The organism is Maribacter ulvicola (assembly GCF_900155985.1).
Taxonomy (GTDB): Bacteria; Bacteroidota; Bacteroidia; order Flavobacteriales; family Flavobacteriaceae; genus Maribacter; species Maribacter ulvicola.
Window position 1 is genome coordinate 1,335,061 of sequence record NZ_FTMA01000001.1, and the last position, 18,242, is coordinate 1,353,302.

General features: G+C 36.3%; 11 protein-coding genes and 2 tRNA genes. 7 read left to right on the top strand and 6 right to left on the bottom strand.

The features are described from left to right. The first annotated feature begins 28 nt into the window (after positions 1-28). The 4 genes from fabD (at position 29) to BW936_RS05730 (ending at position 8,778) form a co-directional block, all read left to right on the top strand. Positions 29-916, top strand: a complete 888-nt coding sequence (gene fabD / locus BW936_RS05715; RefSeq protein WP_076547323.1) for an ACP S-malonyltransferase — start codon at positions 29-31, stop codon at positions 914-916. Positions 917-1,073: 157 nt separating this feature from the next. Further along, positions 1,074-5,867, top strand: a complete 4,794-nt coding sequence (locus BW936_RS05720) for a Calx-beta domain-containing protein (RefSeq protein WP_076547324.1) — start codon at positions 1,074-1,076, stop codon at positions 5,865-5,867. Positions 5,868-5,914: 47 nt separating this feature from the next. After that, positions 5,915-6,856 carry a PorP/SprF family type IX secretion system membrane protein gene (locus BW936_RS05725; protein WP_244156169.1) on the top strand — a complete coding sequence of 314 codons (942 nt, stop codon included), beginning with the start codon at positions 5,915-5,917 and terminating at the stop codon, positions 6,854-6,856. 11 nt (positions 6,857-6,867) lie between these two features. Further along, positions 6,868-8,778 carry an OmpA family protein gene (locus BW936_RS05730; RefSeq protein WP_076547326.1) on the top strand — a complete coding sequence of 637 codons (1,911 nt, stop codon included), beginning with the start codon at positions 6,868-6,870 and terminating at the stop codon, positions 8,776-8,778. Between the two features lie 5 nt (positions 8,779-8,783). Here BW936_RS05730 and BW936_RS05735 read toward each other — a convergent pair whose 3' ends face one another. The 5 genes from BW936_RS05735 to mutS all read right to left on the bottom strand — a co-directional run bounded on the left by BW936_RS05735 (position 8,784) and on the right by mutS (position 13,702). Then, a complete protein-coding gene (locus tag BW936_RS05735) occupies positions 8,784-10,034 on the bottom strand; it encodes an NRAMP family divalent metal transporter (protein ID WP_076547327.1) in 1,251 nt (416 codons plus the stop codon). Between the two features lie 48 nt (positions 10,035-10,082). After that, positions 10,083-10,718: a SanA/YdcF family protein gene (locus BW936_RS05740; RefSeq protein WP_076547328.1), complete on the bottom strand. Its 636-nt coding sequence runs from the start codon at positions 10,716-10,718 to the stop codon at positions 10,083-10,085. A 103-nt stretch (positions 10,719-10,821) separates the two neighbouring features. After that, positions 10,822-10,908, bottom strand: a tRNA-Leu gene (locus BW936_RS05745). 42 nt (positions 10,909-10,950) lie between these two features. Continuing rightward, positions 10,951-11,022 (bottom strand) — tRNA-Gly (locus BW936_RS05750). Between the two features lie 97 nt (positions 11,023-11,119). Then, positions 11,120-13,702, bottom strand: coding sequence for a DNA mismatch repair protein MutS (gene mutS, locus BW936_RS05755; RefSeq protein ID WP_076547968.1), 2,583 nt, complete (start codon positions 13,700-13,702; stop codon positions 11,120-11,122). 165 nt (positions 13,703-13,867) lie between these two features. On the opposite strand from mutS, the gene BW936_RS05760 reads away from it, so the two are divergent. Then, the gene (locus tag BW936_RS05760; protein WP_076547329.1) at positions 13,868-14,398 is read left to right on the top strand and encodes an RNA methyltransferase; all 531 of its coding nucleotides are present in this window, start codon (positions 13,868-13,870) and stop codon (positions 14,396-14,398) included. 117 nt (positions 14,399-14,515) lie between these two features. Here the strand turns inward: BW936_RS05760 and folK are convergent, their stop codons facing one another. Further along, entirely contained in the window at positions 14,516-15,658 is a 1,143-nt protein-coding gene (gene folK / locus BW936_RS05765; RefSeq protein ID WP_076547330.1) for a 2-amino-4-hydroxy-6-hydroxymethyldihydropteridine diphosphokinase, read from the bottom strand. A 72-nt stretch (positions 15,659-15,730) separates the two neighbouring features. Between folK and sppA the strand changes: the two genes are divergently transcribed. After that, positions 15,731-17,491, top strand: a complete 1,761-nt coding sequence (sppA, locus tag BW936_RS05770; RefSeq protein ID WP_076547331.1) for a signal peptide peptidase SppA — start codon at positions 15,731-15,733, stop codon at positions 17,489-17,491. 3 nt (positions 17,492-17,494) lie between these two features. Then, positions 17,495-18,205: a queuosine precursor transporter gene (locus BW936_RS05775; RefSeq protein WP_076547332.1), complete on the top strand. Its 711-nt coding sequence runs from the start codon at positions 17,495-17,497 to the stop codon at positions 18,203-18,205. Positions 18,206-18,242: the final 37 nt, after the last annotated feature.

The window sequence follows — 18,242 nt, forward strand, 5'->3', positions numbered from 1 at the left end:
TACTTTTGAGCTACCAAAATTAAAAGTTATGAATGCGTATGTTTTTCCTGGGCAAGGTGCTCAATTTGTTGGAATGGGTTTAGATCTATATGAAAAATACCCTATTGCAAAAGAGTTATTTTTAAAGGCAAATGAAATATTAGGCTTTGAGATTACAGAGGTAATGTTCAGAGGTACTGCCGAAGGATTAAAAGAGACCAAGGTTACCCAACCTGCTATATTCCTACATTCTGTAATTCTAAGCAAGGTGATGGGAGATACATTTAAACCAGATATGGTTGCCGGCCATTCTTTAGGAGAGTTTTCTGCATTGGTGGCAAATAATACCTTGAGCTTTGAAGACGGACTAAAATTAGTATCGCAACGTGCTTTGGCAATGCAGAAAGCATGTGAGCTTAAACCATCGACTATGGCTGCCGTTTTAGGATTGGAAGATACTGTGGTGGAAAAAGTGTGCGCAGAAATTTCAGGGATTGTGGTCGCTGCAAATTATAACTGTCCGGGTCAATTGGTAATTTCTGGTGAAATATCTGCAGTAGAAGAAGCTTGTGAAAAATTAAAAGAAGCAGGGGCTAGACGTGCATTGATGCTTCCTGTTGGTGGAGCTTTCCATTCACCATTAATGGAACCTGCTAGAGAAGAGTTGGCTGCGGCCATTGAAAATACTACTTTCTCAACGCCTAGTTGCCCAATCTATCAGAATGTACCAACAACGGCAATTAATAGTGCAGAAGAAATCAAAAAGAATTTAATGTTGCAATTGACGGCGCCTGTTAAATGGACGCAGAGTGTTCAGCAAATGGTAAAAGACGGTGCTACTGTTTTTACTGAAATAGGTCCTGGTAAAGTATTACAGGGGTTAGTTAGAAAAATTGAACCTAGCGTTACAACGCAAGCCCCGGCGCTAATAGCTTAGCCTTTGTTTCACTTATCGTACCATTTAACCTATAAATCCTTTTTTCAACTGTTTCTGAGCGGTTTACCTTGATTTTTTTGTATTATTGAGACCCTCATTTTTGATTATGGATTTAGGTCATTCCTTAATCAAATTGTAGGGTTTGATAAAGAATGCTATGAAAATAAGTATATACAATAGTCTATTGAATTCTAAAAAGGTCATAGGATTTAAACAGTTTCTATTCGTTTTTGGGTTTTTTTTATTTGGAGTTTTTTCTCAAAATGTTTCAGCTCAATTTGTAAGTTTAGATGTTCTAGATGCGGATGCAGGAGAATTGGGAGGTAATCCTGGTTCGTTCAGGGTTAGTTTATCAAGTACAAGAATTATAGATACTGAAGTTGAAGTTTTAGTTGATCAATCTGTGACGACGGCTATTGCAGGTACTTCTGCAGCTAATGGGGATAGGTCATCAATTAGCGGAACTATCGTGATTCCTGCAAATACGTTGAGTTTTATTATTGACGTTACGGTATTTGACGATAATTTGATTGAAGGAACTGAAATTATAAAGCTTGATTTAATATCTTCCTCGGGACTTACTATTATAAATCCAGGTTCTAATACGGCAACTTTAGAAATCGCTGACAATGATTTTGCAACCTTAAGTATAAGTGATGCTATTAACGATGAAGGCATTGGTTTGGTTTTTACTGTTACTTCAGATGAACCTGTTCAATATGACTATGAAGTAGACGTCAATTTTTCTGGAGGAGATGCTACTGGTGGTGGTCCCGGTATTACTCATCCACTAGATTATAATAATACTGCACAAACATTTAGTTTTCCTGAGGGCTCTGTTTCACAAACCTTTTTGGTGCCTACAGGTAATGATAATGTTATAGAAGAGGATGAAACTTTTGGTGCTCAAATAGTAAGCGCTACAAATACAAATGTTATCATAGGGGCATCATCAAAAGGTACAATAGTAAATGATGATTTTCCTGGTGTCAATGTAAGCACAATTAGCGGAAATACGGGTGAAGATGGCACAACGGCTACTTTTAATGTTACTTTAGATTCACAGCCGGAATCGCCGGTAACAATTGCTTTATCAAGCGATAATATAAATGAAGGTACCGTACTTCCTTCTGTGACTGTTCCTGTTGCGGATTGGGATACTGGAAACTTGGTTACTGTGACAGGTGTTGACGATGCTATTGTTGATGGTGATATTTCATATTCGATTATAACGGGGAATGTAACTTCCTTAGATGTCAATTATAGTGCATTGACCGCAGCTGATGTTGCTGATGTTCCCGTGATTAATGCAGATGATGATGTGTTTAGGGCTTCGATAGTGGCTACCGATGATAGTGCTACAGAGGCAAGTCCGGTAATCGATACTGGTATTTTAACGGTTAGTTTAGATGAAGTAAATAATACGGGTAGTCCAATTATAGTAAATTATACTGTAGCTGGTTCAGCTGCGTCAGGGAGTGATTTTGTTACATTAAGTGGCACGGTTAGTATAGCAAATGGTCAACAGGATAATACAATAATTATCACCCCTATAGATGATAACGATGTTGAGGTTGCAGAAACAGTACAGGTGACACTTACGGCGGGCTCAGGTTATGATACCGGAAACCTGGCATCTAGGCGAGATATAGTTACGATCAATGATACCGATACTTTTCTGGTTTCTGTAGCGTCTACTGGTGCTACGGCTAATGAAAATCCCTTAAGCAGTGGGGTCTTTACAGTAGATTTAGGAGCAACAAATGGCACGGGTTCGGCTATAGTTGTTAATTATAATATTTCAGGTACTGCAACGTCAGGTGATGATTTTAACACATTAGGAGGTACCGTTTCAATTCCAAATAATCAAAGTACAGGTACGGTGACGGTTACTCCAATAAACGATACTGATATTGAAAATAATGAAACTGTAGTATTAACGCTTGCTCCAGGAGGTGATTATGCTGTTGGTTCGCCCAATAATGCAATAGTTACTATAGTTAGTGATGATAGAAATGTTGCACAAATCATAGCGTCAGATGGTTCTGCGGCAGAGAGTAATGCAGCGGTTTCAATAGGGGAATTTACCATTAGTTTAAGTGTACCTAATAATACTGGTAATACAATGACCATTAACTATACCATAAGTGGTACTGCGGTTAATGGTACAGATTTTACTGCCATTAATACAAATGCCGTAAATATACCAAATGGAGAACAAGCGGTTGACATTGAAATTTCACCAATTAATGATATAATTCAAGAAGGCGAAGAAACAGTTGTACTAACCTTGGCTACTGGTACGGGTTATGTTTTAGGTGCTGGACCTACACGTACGGCAACCGTTGAAATAGATGATAATGATCAAGCAATGCTGACAATTTTAGATGCGTCATTAAATGAAGATGATTCAGCAGGGGAGATGGTGTTTGATGTGGTTTTAGATTTAGAAGTTGTAGGTGGTACAACAGTATCGTATTCATTTATAGATAATACGGCTACTGGTAGCGGTACGGATTACACAGGCACTAATGGTTCCCTAATTTTTACGGGCACAGCCAATGAGACCAAAACTATTACCGTGCCGGTAAATAACGACGCCGTTCTAGAAAATACAGAAACATTTACGGTGCAATTAGGTGTGCCAACAAATAATGTGCAGCGTACAAATGGTGGATCCGCTATAGGAACTATTCAAGATGATGATAATTGTGTTGCTGCACCGGTATTGGACGCTTCCGTGTCAACTGTATATTGTGTAGAAACAGCTGGAGATGATTTTTCCGCAAATTTATTCGATTTTACTAGCAGTACGGCGCCCGCGGGAACGGTATTAACTTGGAGTAGAGTGTCTAACCCTTTAAATACCAATTCTCATTTAACAGTTGCAGAGGCAGAGGATGTAGATTTACCAGCTTCTTATTATGGTTTTTTCTATGATGAAGCAAATGACTGTGCAAGTGGTACTATAGAAGTTCAGATAGTTAGAAATGTACTGCCACAATTAGTTGTTGTCAATGATAACGAACGTTGTGGTGCCGGATCATTGCTTTTAAGTGTTGAGCCAACTGATGGGGCTTCTGTAAATTGGTATGATTCTTTAGATGCTGTTACCCCAATTGCAATGGGTGAAACATTTACAACTCCTTCTTTAAACGCTACGGCAACCTACTATGTAGAAGCCACCGAAAACGGATGTAGTACAGAAAGAGAACCGGTTATTGCTACTATAGGTGTACAGGCAACTACGGGTACTGCTCAAAATGGTGCCATTTGTAATGTTGCTGCGAACGGACTTACAGCTATAGATTTAGACAGTAGACTTTCTGGTGCTGACCCAGGGGTTTGGGTTTTTGTGTCCGGACCTGCAACCGGTATTGATATTAGTTCTACCAACGTTGTTGAATTTGAAGGGGCTACCTCTGGTGCCTATATCTTTAGGTTTACGACCACCAATTCTATTGCGCCATGTGAAAACCTAACCGCAGAAGTTACTATTAATGTAAGTGATTGCGAAACTGATGATGATAATGACGGGCTTCTAGGTGGTGAAGAAGTAGCATTGGGTACAGATCCTAATGACCCAGATACTGATGATGATGGTATTGAAGATGGTATTGAGGTTGGTGATGATATCAACAATCCTTTAGACGAGGATGATGATGGCATTATTGATGCGTTGGATTCTAATACCGAAGACGCTGATAATGACGGAATAAACGATCAAGAAGATCCTGCAAATAATAATCCCTGTATTCCTAACCGTTTTAACGGGAATTGTGATACCGATGGTGACGGAATTTCAGATGTAGAAGAACAGGAAAACGGTTCTGACCCTGATGATCCATGTGATCCTGTGGCAACGCCCAACTGTGATGATCCAATTGATTTAGAAGTGTTGAAATCTGTTGATAATAGAGATGCTTTAATTGGAGACACTGTTATATTTAAAATTTTGGTTTCCAATTTATCGGATAGAACAGCCAGAGCTATTGTTATTGGTGATCTTTTAGAATTAGGTTTTGATTTTGTTTCTGCAGATGCCCCAGACGCTACCAATTATGATGAAGTTTCCGGTAATTGGACGGTTCCTGAACTTGCGGCAGGTACTTCTATAGAACTGTCTATTACAGTTAAAGTAGCGGAACAAGGCCCTTATATTAACACTGCCGTATTGCTAGAATCTATTCCTTCAGATAATAATCCAGAGAATGATGAAGCTACTGTAGAATTAAATACAGAGGTTCCGGAAGGCGTTGATCTTAAAATTGAAAAAGAGGCTCGCCCAGATAAAGCTTTAGTGGGTGATGTGGTAGAATTCATAATCCGGGTTACCAATATTTCTGAATCTGACGTGGTAACGGATATTGTTGTCAATGATTTGATTTTGATTGAAAACGGATTTGAATTTGTTTCGGCTGAGTCAGATTTTAACGGCACCTATGATCAGGCTTCTGGTAATTGGAATATTCCATCCCTAAATAGGGAAGAGATCGCAACATTGATAATTAGTGCTAGAGTTCCAGCAGTTGGTACCTATACCAACACCGCAAATATTGTAAGTTCAACACCAAGGGATGGAAATTTAGAAAACAATGAAGCTACTGTTGAGGTTGAGGTGATTGAGAAAAGCCCTGCGGACCCTGGTTTCCTTTTCAATCAATTCTCGCCGAACGGAAATAATCAAAATGAAGTTCTAAGGATAAACAGAACTTACACGGATCCCGTTACCGGTGCGTCAACAGAAGTTAATTTACAATACGACATAAAAATATACGATCGGTATGGAAACCTTGTTTTTGAAACGGAAAAAGTAAATGATGGCGATGTTTGGGATGGTACTTATAAAGGGAAAGAATCGCCAAAGGGAACTTATTTTTATATCATGAATTATAGTATTGATAACCAACCTACGGTATTGGAAAAAGGTTGGATACAGCTTATTAGATAAACTAAATTATGGATTATAACTTAAGTATATCCAGTTATACAATTGCTTTGAAACTATTTTTTCTGTTGAGCTTTAATGCCTATTCACAGAAAGAACCCCAGTATACGCAGTACATGTATAATATAGGTAGTTTTAACCCGGCATATGTTGGTACGGTAGAGAATCCTGAATTTTCTGGATTATATAGAGCTCAATGGATAGATATTCCTGGTGCCCCTAGAACGTTTCGTTTTGGTGCTAATCTACCTTTTCAGAATGAAAAGGTAGGCTTGGGTATTAATATCGTAAATGATGAATTAGGGCCTGCAACGCAGACTTACGCGGATATTTCTTATTCATATCAAATAATGGTTTCTGATGAGACCAAATTATCTTTTGGTATCGATGCCGGTGGTTCATTTTTAAATGTTGATTTTTCTAAAGGAACTTTTGAAAACCCAGGTGAAAACCTTAGTGATGAAATGCTTACAAAGTTTTACCCAACGGTGGGTGCAGGTGCCTTCTTATACTCAGAAGATTGGTACTTAGGAGCTTCGGTTCCTAACTTTCTGACTGAAGGGGTATATAATGATGAGGTAGCATCTATTGTGGAAGATAAGCTCCAGTTCAATTTTATAGGGGGGTACGTTTTTGAGCTTTCAGATAATTTAAAATTTAAGCCGGCATTTTTGGTGAATACTATTTCTGGTTCGCCGATCAATGTTAACTTATCTAGTAATTTCTTGATTGCTGATGTGGTTACTGCTGGTGTCTCATATCGCTTAGATAATGCTTTTAGTGGTTTGGCTGGCTTTCAGGTGTCAAACTCTTTGTTTGTAGGTTATTCATATGATTATAATACAAATTTACTTGGCGAATTTAATAATGGGTCTCATGAGGTGATACTCAAATTCTATTTGGGAAGAAAAGAATCTTCGAAATCTAAAGGGAATAGAGATAAGAGTGTTAAAGGAAAACCTAAGCAAATTGATTCACCTAGATTCTTTTAAAGTAAACTAAAATGAGATTCAAATTAATCATAGTATTACTAGCTTTTGTACCATTTACAAGTATGGCACAGGACAGAAAGTCTAAGGCCGATATTCTTTTTTATGAATATCAGTACGAAAAGGCCATTGCAGCGTATAGAGTTGAAATGGAAAAAAATACCTTAACTAATCACCAATTATTAAACCTTGCAGATTCGTATTTTAGTACAGGTAATCACAAAAATGCGTCTAAGCTTTATTTAAATGTGAATAAGAATGACACGATTATGTCTGCTAACAGATTTAATAAAATGTTGCAGAGTCTTTCTAAAAATTCAGAAAAAGATAGAATAAAAACGTTTCTAAATTCAAAAGCTGATAAACTATCTCCAGAACTTTTAGAAAATGCAGCGTTTAATTACAATTTGTTAGAGATCACAGAAGATACAGATAATAGTATCATCCGTAATCTGGCTATTAATAGTGCGCAAGGCGACCTTTCACCTGCATTTTATAAGAACGGAATACTATTTAGTAGTAGTAGGGCGCGCAATAATAAAAATATATATGAACCTACAGGTGAATCTTATTTAGATATCTATTTCGCAAGATTAGGTTCAAATAATACGCTGATAGATGTTGAAGCATTTAAAGAAATTCCGGCTACGGACTATCATAAATCTACGCCATACTTTTCAGAAAAATTAGCTACATTCTTTTATACTCTTTCTAATGCAGAGGAAGGAGAACTTAAATATGACGAAAATGGTAAAAACTCATTAGCAGTAGGTACATTTTCAAAAAATAATCGCTTTCGGTTTATATTGAAAGATTTAAGTACTTCCTTTTACTATCCTTTCTTTGATGATAATACAGAACGACTATATTTTGCAGCAAGTTTTGACGATAGTTACGGTGGTACAGATTTGTATTATGTGAACACAAATAATGGACAGATCATGTCCGCACCTATAAACTTGGGACCTAGAATAAATTCTCCCGGTAATGAAATTGCTCCTTATATTTTTAACGGAACTTTGTACTTTTCTTCTGATATTTTTTATGGGCTGGGTGGTATGGATATTTATAAATCTAATATATTGCCCAATGATTCTTTTACTATTCCGGTAAACCTTGGTGAAGGAATGAATTCATCATTAGATGATTTCGGGTTCATCATCCAGAATGATGAAAATTCTGGATTGTCAGGATTTTTTGCTTCTAACAGAGCAGGGGGCAAAGGCAGAGATGACCTATATGGTTTTGTGGTTAAAAATACACCAGGTATAAAGACTTTTTCCTTAGGAGGTAAAGTGGTTAACCTTAGTACTAAAGTAGGTCTAAAAGGAGCTCAGGTTAGATTGTTAAATCAAAAAGGAGCTATTTTAAGAGAAGTTATCGCAGGTAATGACGGTAGCTTTAGAATAGAAATACCGTGGAAGTCTCAGGTGACCATACAAGCTATGAGTGATGGTTATTCTATTTTTTCTACCACATATTCAGAAGAGGGAATGGAAGAAATTCAAAACACGTCCTATAATATGGGGCTTGTTAAAATGGAAGATTTAATGGTACAGTTAGAAGATAAGACCGTATTGAAATTAAGTAAGTTTTATTTTGACAAGGGTACATCTGTATTGAATGCTCAAGTAGAAAATGAGTTGAAGAAAGTGGTAGATGCTGTACTACGTTTTCCGCAAATGAAATTGAGGATACAATCACATACAGATACTAGAGGTAGTTCTTCGTCTAACAAAAGGCTATCACAAGAAAGAGCTGATGTTATTAAGAACTATCTTTTAAAAAACGGGTTAAATTCAAATAACATAATAGAGGCGATTGGGTATGGTGAAGAAAACATTGTAAACAATTGCGTTAATGGTGCCTACTGTTTAGATTTTCTTCATAAACAGAACGAACGAACTTTGTTCGTTGTAGAATAATTCTATTATAAAATAATGATATAGAAATAGTAAAAAGCAAAACAAGACAGGAATAAAATTCCGCCATAAGTAAGGATTTTCAATTTCTTACCGGGTTGAAATTTAGGGTTTAAGTCGGTACTGGTCACATTCTTTAGATTCATATATCCTATAATAGGTGCTACAACGAAAGATACAAATGTTGCCAAAGCTACCAAATTACCCATATTGGCACTGAAGGCGGCTATCACTACAAAATTGATTAGGGTCAAAATCAATACTCCTACAGCAAATGCCGTTTTGGTGGTGTACCATTTATTTTTTGGTTTCAATAACGAGATAATATCTAAACTTACCCTAGCTAAAGCATCATGTGCGGTCATGCAAGTACTGAACATAGTAGCAAATGCAGAAATGGCAATAAAAAGATATGCCCATGCCCCTATGTGTTGGGTAAACAAGCGTACTACTTGATCGGCAAAACTCACGGCATGATTACTAAGTTGTATGTTGGTGCCATATAAAGTGTACCATCCTATTATCATAAAGAAAATAGCAAGTATAGCAGTGATGCTGTAGCCTATGTTAAACTCCTGTAAAGATTCTTTTAAGCTTGGTTTATTTTGGGTTTTCCATTTTTCTATACTCCATAAACTGATCCAGCTAGAAGTTTCTACACTAGTTGGCATCCACCCTATTAATCCTATTAAAAATAATATTCCTGCTTCGTTAAAAATAGGTAGGGGTTTAAAGTCCGGTACGTGTGTCACCGGTCCTTTTATTAAAACTAGTATTGTGGTCACTAATAAAGCAATGAACAATATGCTAATAACGAATTTCAGGCTCATTTCCAAAAACCGGTATTTACCAAAAATGAGTAAAATGCTTATGATTATAAATAGACATAAAGCTACCGTAGCTATAGAACTATGGCCAATACCGAATAAATTAATAAATAGACCGGCGGTAACCGTATACAAAGCTGCTAAGATGGTAAATGTGGTAACTAAGGTAATTGCAGCATAAAACCATAGATAGCCTTTGCCTCGGTTTAAATAGCCTTCAATAAGGGTTTTGTTAGTGACGTTGGTGTAGCGCACACCAAATTCAAAAAAAGGGTATTTTAAAAGATTTGCTAAAATGATAGGGATAACCATTAACCAACCATATTGTGCTCCTGCCTTGGTGGATAAAACAAGATGAGATGTACCTATGGCCATACTGGCAAACAGAAGTCCGGGACCTAAGTTTTTAAGTATTGTTTTAAAATTGAGCATTGTAGTTGGTTTGGTTGGTGCTCTTAAATGTAGTCTTTTTAATTAAACTTATTTTATTTCTATTGTGGTGCCGTAAAATTTTGGTTGTGTATTTAAAATCATATCTATAAATACTTTTACGCGGGCAAGGTATTCTCTAGTTTGTACTTTAAGACCTTGACTGGTAGAAACGTCCTTTGCATTAAAGCCAATGGCGTTTAACCCTTTCTGTTGAGCGATGTAAATAGCTCTTTCATTATGAAATTTTTGAGAGATAACGGTAACATCGTCCAAACCGAATATAAACTTAGCCCTAAACATAGAGTCTAGTGTACGAAAACCTGCATAGTCCAAGAAAATCACTTTTTCTGGTATACCCGCTTTTATCAAATCTTTTTTGAAGGTGTCTGGTTCATTATAATAAATGCTGCCATTGTCTCCGCTCACCAATATAAATTTAATCTTTCCTGCCTTGTAAAGTGCTCTGGTGGCGTTTATGCGATAGGTGTAGTATGGATTTGCCGAACCGTTGGTTAATCTGTTAGAAGTGCCTAAAACAATACCTACTCTATTGGTGGGGATTAATGATGTGTCGGAGTAAGTTTTATCTTCTACAGTGCTTGAAATAATACTATTGCAAACAAATATGATTAGAATTAGCGCTAACAGTAATACCCCAGATATTTTTAAAATTGTTTTCAGCATACATTGGTAATGTATAACTAAAGTTAATGAATAACTGAAGACTATGATTTAAAAATATGTATAAAATAAAAAACCCCTGAAATCAATTGATTTCAGGGGTTTGTGGTACTCGAGGCGGGACTTGAACCCGCACGCCCCAAAGAGCACAGGATTTTAAGTCCGGCGTGTCTACCAATTCCACCACTCGAGCATACTTGGCATTGAAAAAAATGTTGATCGGCAACATTTTCTGAGCGAAAAACGGGATTCGAACCCGCGACCTCCACCTTGGCAAGGTGATGCTCTACCCCTGAGCTACTTTCGCAAATTTTAAAGAACGTGCATCTCTTTCCAGATGCGGGTGCAAATTTAATACAATTCTGTAAAAACCAAAGTAAAAATGAGCAAAAGAATTAAAAAAATTACGAAGTCGCTTTTTTATCCTTGGTTAACAGCCTTTTAATCTCATTTAATTTCATCAAAGCTTCTACGGGAGTAAGCGTATCTATGTCTAAATGCGTGATTTCTTCCTTAATTTCTTCTAATAATGGATCGTCTAAGTTGAAAAAACTGAGTTGCATTTCGTCAGGATCATTTTTGAGCTTGTCGCCAACATCTTCACTAACATGTTTATTTTCCAGCTTTTTTAAAATCTTGTTCGCCTTCTGAATTACCTGTTGGGGCATTCCTGCCATTTTAGCCACATGTATACCAAAACTATGTTCACTACCCCCTGGAACCAATTTTCTTAGGAATAAGACCGTATCTTTTAGTTCTTTAATAGCGACATTATAGTTTTTAATGCGATTAAAGGTGTTGGTCATTTCATTAAGCTCGTGATAATGCGTGGCAAACATTGTTTTTGCTCTTGCAGGGTGTTCATGCAAGTATTCTGAAATTGCCCATGCAATGGAAATACCGTCATACGTACTGGTGCCTCTCCCAATTTCATCTAACAACACTAGACTTCGTTCAGAAAGGTTATTAAGTATAGATGCCGTTTCATTCATTTCTACCATAAAAGTAGATTCGCCCATTGAAATATTATCACTAGCGCCTACACGTGTAAATATTTTATCTACAACACCAATTTTAGCTGTTTCCGCAGGAACGAAGCTTCCCATTTGAGCTAGTAAAACTATCAAGGCAGTTTGTCTTAATAGTGCAGATTTACCACTCATGTTAGGTCCGGTAATCATTATAAATTGCTGATTGGAACGGTCTAATTGTAAATCGTTGGCTATGTATTGCTCGCCTAGCGGCAATTGCTTTTCTATTACCGGGTGTCTTCCATCTGTTATTTCTAAATCTGTGGAATCATTTAAAGTTGGACAGTTATAAGCATTTTCTTTTGCCAATTGGGCAAAGCCACAAAGGCAATCTAACTGGGCAATAAGGTGGGCATTATTCTGAACCGGGGCAATGTATTCTTGCATCCATACAACCAATTGAGAAAACAACTGTTGCTCTAATGTTGTTATGCGATCTTCTGCACCAAGTATTTTTGCTTCATATTCTTTTAACTCCTCGGTAATATAGCGCTCGGCATTTACCAAGGTTTGCTTACGTGTCCACGTTTCTGGGACTTTATCTTTATGGGTGTTTCTAACTTCTATATAATACCCAAAAACATTGTTGGACGCTATTTTAAGGGAGGTAATTCCTGTTGCGGCAGTTTCCCTTTCTAGCATGTTGTTCAGGTAGTTTTTGCCAGACGTTGCTAAGCCTCTTAATTCATCTAGTTCTTCTGAAAAGCCTTTTGCAATGGTGCTGCCTTTTAAAATATTAACAGGTGCTTCTTCGCTTAGCATTTCTTTTATTTTAGCGCGTAGCAAATCACAAGATTGTATTTGGTCTCCCGTTAATGCTAGCGACTCATTTTTAGATGAAGTGGCCAGTTGTTTAATGGGAATTAACGCTTCTAAAGAGTTCTTTAATTGAACTACTTCCTTAGGGTTGACTTTTCCTGTAGCGACTTTAGAAATTAATCGTTCTAAATCGCCCATTTGTTTAATATGATGCTGAAACTTTTCTAAAATAACTTCTTCATCATACAGAAAAGAAACGATCTGCTGCCTCCTTTTAATTTTTTCTAAATTTTTAAGCGGTAGTGCAAGCCATCTTTTGATCATTCGCCCACCCATGGGTGAAATCGTTTTGTCAATGACATCTAAAAGTGTCACGGCATTGATATTGGTAGAATGGTAAAGTTCTAGGTTTTTAATGGTGAACCTATCCATCCATATATAGTCATCTTCAGCAATACGTTGCAGTTTTGAAATATGTTGCAGTTGGCGATGTTGTGTTTCTCCCAAGTAATGTAAAACCACACCAGCGGCAATAATACCACAGTTTAAATGGTCAACGCCAAAACCTTTTAGTGTATTGGTGTTAAAATGCGATGTTAGATTTTCTAATGCATAATCTTCTTGAAAAACCCAATCTTCTAAATAGAATAAATGGTGATTTTTGCCAAATACCTCTAAGAATTCTTTTTTATGGGCTTTGGAAATTAATACTTCGTTGGGTGAGAAATTTTGTAATAATTTATCAATCTGCTCTTCGCTACCTTCAGAGGTTAAAAACTCACCTGTAGAAATGTCTACGAACGAAATACCTATTTTCTTTCGTCCGAAGTGAACGGCACAAAGAAAATTATTCGTTTTAGAGTTTAATATATCATCGTTCATGGCCACTCCTGGAGTAACCAACTCGGTAACGCCTCTTTTAACTATAGTTTTGGTCTGTTTGGGGTCTTCTAATTGATCACAGATGGCAACGCGCTGACCTGCTTTTACCAATTTAGGTAAATAGGTGTTTAGAGAGTGATGGGGAAAACCGGCCAGCTCCGTTCTTTCGCCGCCATTGTTTCTATTGGTGAGTATAATTCCTAAAATACGTGACGCCTTTACGGCATCTTCACCAAAAGTTTCATAAAAATCTCCTACACGAAACAGCAATAAGGCATCAGGATACTTGGTCTTGATGGTGTTATATTGCTTCATTAAAGGGGTTACCTTTTTTGTCTTGCTTTTATCCGCCACTTTATCTTTATCTCATTAATTTTGCTCCTTTACGAAAGTATGGTTTAATCTCTGGAAATTTAATCATTGTTGATATTTCAGGATAAGTTTATACCCCTTAAAACTAATGCTATTGAATTGTAAAGTATGAGAAAATTAAGAAATGACGAGTTAGAAAGAATTGATGTAGACGGATATAAGCTTGCCGGCAAATCTCCTATAATAATTGTTCTTGATAATATAAGGAGTTTAAACAATATTGGTTCTGTCTTTAGAACTGCCGATGCTTTTTTGATCGAAAAAATATACTTGTGCGGAATTACCGCAACCCCGCCGCATAAAGATATTCATAAAACTGCTTTAGGGGCTACAGATAGTGTAGATTGGGAGCATGTTGCGGATACCGTTGCCTTAGTTGATAAGCTTAAAAAAGATGATTGCCATATAATTTCTGTTGAACAGGCAGAAAAAGCTACTCAATTAAACGAATATGTTCCGGACAAAGATAAAAAACAGGTGCTCATTTTTGGAAATGAAGTAAAGGGCGTCTCTCAGAGTGTGGTTTCTGCTAGTAACGAGGTTTTGGAAATTCCGCAGTTTGGAACCAAACATTCGTTAAATATATCAGTAAGTGTTGGTGTGGTTGTATGGGATTGCTGGAGTAAGTTAAACGCATAAAAAAACCTGGTTATTAACCAGGTTTTTAAATATAGTTTGAGTTAGTTAGTTGCACGTATGCCTTCACAAGAAAAGATTTTCTTTCCATTTACGCAAGAAATAGGGTTATTAATATGATCATAAGTTGGCTAAAGCAAAATCTTCGATCTTTGTTAAAATAATCTCATAATCTCTTTTTCGGCTCACAAAATCAAGCTCGCTCACGTCTATAATTAGTTGGTTTTCTTTAGGGTATGTTCTTAAAAAGTCAAAATAACCACGGTTAATTTTCTTCAGATAAGTGAGCTCTATATTCTGTTCATAATCTCTACCTCGTTTTTTTATTTGTTGCAATAATCTATCTGTTGTCTGATACAGATAAACGTAGATTTTTGGCTTTTTAACCTCTTTGTACATGAAATTAAATACCTTTCTATATAAATCAAATTCATTTTGCTGTAAGGTTACCTTAGCAAATATTAATGACTTATAAATATCATAATCGGTTACCATAAAACTTTTAAATAAATCTAATTGATTTGTGTCTTCGGTAAATTGTTGGTAACGATCTGCTAAAAAAGACATTTCTAGAGGAAAGGCATATCTTGCCTGATCTTCGTAAAAATTGGGTAAAAACGGATTCTCGGCAAATCGCTCTAAAATCAATTTTGCATTGAAGTCTTCAGAAATTTTGGTCGCTAAAGTTGTTTTGCCTGCGCCAATATTACCTTCTATTGCAACGTATTGTAAGCTGGCAAAAAATGAATGTCTATTTTTGAACAATCTCTTAACCTGCTTGGTAATGTTACTTTTGTCTTTGCACTCTTGCAGTAAATTTCTAGTGTCTTTCTGGAATATTGGATGATAAAATTGCGGGGTAATATCTGCAAGTGGTTTCAGAATAAACTTTCGGTCTTGCATTTTAGGGTGTGGAACCGTTAAGTTTTCTGTGTTGATAATATCTTTTTCGTAATAGATAATATCAATATCTAAAGTTCTGCTGTGATAACGGTCGCCTTCATTTCTTTCTCTTCCAAAACTGGTCTCTATAGCTAATAGTTTGGCTAGTAAACTATCTGGAGAAAGTAAGGTTTGTAATTCTAGGCAGGCATTCAAGAAATCTTCTCCTTCAAAACCCCATGAAGGAGTTTCGTAGGTGGCAGAAACTTGCCTAATATCGCCGGCTACTTTATCAATTTCAAAAATGGCTTTTTGTAATAATAAATGACGGTTACCTAAATTGCTGCCAATAGATAAGAATGCTGTTTTGTGTACTCCCATAATATTAGGGCAAAATAACTAAAACATATTCACATTAGTTATCTTTGTTAACTATTTAAAATAAAGATTTAAATGAATTTTTTAAGAAATTTTCTAGCTTCTATTTTGGGATCCTTGTTTGCATTTGGAATCATGTTTGTTATGTTTTTAATTTTTGCGAGTTTGGTCAGTAGTGGAGAAGATGCTGTTTCTGTTGAAAACAACTCTATTTTGGAATTGCAATTACAAAGACCAATTTCAGATTATACTGGAAGTAATGAATTGGATCCTTTTGCAGGTATTTTTGAAGAATCGCAAGGGTTAGATGAAATAATACAGGCTATTGAAGTTGCAAAAAATGATGACCGTATTAAGGGTATAAGTATTAATAATAATTTTATAATTGCCGGGTTGGCACAAACTCAGGCTATCAGAAAATCATTGGAGGATTTTAAGGCTGGGGGTAAATTTATTTACGCCTATGCTGATTTTTTTATGCAACGTGATTATTACTTGGCAAGCGTGGCAGATTCTATTTTTATTAATCCAGTTGGGGTTTTAGATTTTAAAGGCTTGTCTACAGAAGTACTGTATTATAAAGAGCTTCAAGAGAAATCCGGAATAAAGATGGAAGTTATTCGTCATGGAAAGTATAAAAGTGCGGTAGAGCCGTATTTAGAGAATAATATGAGTGAAGCTAATAGAAGCCAATTGACCTCATTACTTCAGTCTCTTTGGAATGCTATGATAGTTGATATCTCCCAAACACGTGCTATTTCTGAGTCGGATCTAAATGTTATTGCAGATACTTTAGGTGGAAGAACGCCTAAATATGCAAAACAATCAGGCTTGATCGACGATGTAGTGTTTTATGATGAGTATGAAAGTAAATTGGCAAGTGTGCTTAAGCTTAAAAAGGATGAGGGTATCAGTTACAGTAAATTAGATGACTATGTAAAGTATTCTAATAAAAAGAAACTGAAATCAGGTAAAGATAAAATTGCAGTCGTTTTCGCGCAAGGTGAAATATTTTATGGTGAAGGCGGTCCTAACATAATTGGGCAAGGCATTATAAACGAAGCATTGATTAAAGCTCGTGAAGATCAAGATGTAAAGGCAATTGTGTTACGTGTAAATTCACCAGGGGGCAGTGCTCTTACTTCGGATATTATTTGGAGAGAGGTTGCGCTGGCTAAGAAAGTAAAGCCGGTAATTGTCTCTATGGGTAATGTTGCTGCATCTGGTGGTTATTATATTGCGGCCGGTGCCGATAAGATTTTTGCCGAACCAACAACAATAACGGGTTCTATAGGTGTTTTTGGAACTGTGCCTAATATGACCGAATTGGCAGATAACATTGGTGTCAATGCAGAGCAGGTAGGTACCAACAAAAATGCTATAGAGTATTCACTTTTTGAGCCTATGCAGGAGAGTTTTAAAAATCAAATTCAAGAAAGTATAGAGGAAACCTATCAAACATTTTTACAAAGAGTATCTGAAGGTAGAAATATGAGTATGGCGCAAGTAGATAGCGTTGCGCAAGGTAGGGTTTGGAGTGGCACTGAAGCTTTGGAAGTTGGTTTGGTAGATGAGTTAGGAAATTTAGAAGATGCTATTGTTGCTGCTGCAGAAATGGCTGAATTAGGGTCTTATGGTGTAAAGAAGTTTCCGAAATACAAAAGCGGATTTGAGCGCTTTATGGAAGATTTAGAAGGAGCAAGTTTACAGATCAAAGAACGTCTTTTAAAAAATGAAATAGGTGATGAAGCTTACAGAGTGCTAAAAGAACTACAGTCTTTTAAAGAGCAGAAAGGTATACAGGCTAGAATGCCGTTTGCATTAGATATTAAATAATATATGACCTTAAAAGATAGAAAGCTAGCACAACGTATTTATCTGTATTTGGGGGCTTTGTTCATTACGTCCTTGGTGGTTTCCAACCTTATATTTCAAAAGTTTTTTTATTGGAATCCTTTCGGGGATTTTACGGTCTTTGGAGTTTCGCTTTTTGAAGTCTCGGTAGGTATTTTGCCTTACCCGATTACATTCTTGATTACCGATCTTATTTCTGAAATCTATGGCAGAAAAATGGCCAACCAAATTGTTACGGCGGGTATTTTTGCTTCGTTCTTTTCCATGGGTATAGTTTTAATTTCTGAAATTGTACCTGCAATACCATCTTCACCAATAGATGATGCTACTTTTACACAGGTTTTTGCTTTGTCTCCAATAGCTGTTTTAGCATCTATGATAGCTTATTTGTTGGCTCAATATGTAGATATTACCATATATCATTTTTGGAAAAAATTGACCAAAGGAAAGTATTTATGGCTGCGTAATAATTTTTCAACATTTTTATCGCAATTTCTGGATACGTTTACCGTTGTGGGGTTATTATGTGTCTTTAAAGTATTGCCGTGGGAACTTTTTTTCGGATTGGTGGTCAGTGGATTTATTTTTAAGATTTTTATAGCATTTATAGATACTCCTTTTCTATATTTCTTCGTATATATTATGAGAAAGCGTTTTAATCTAAAACCAAATGAAGAATTGGATTTAGATTTTTAGAATAAAAACATCAAAGAAAAACAGTATAAAAGTATAC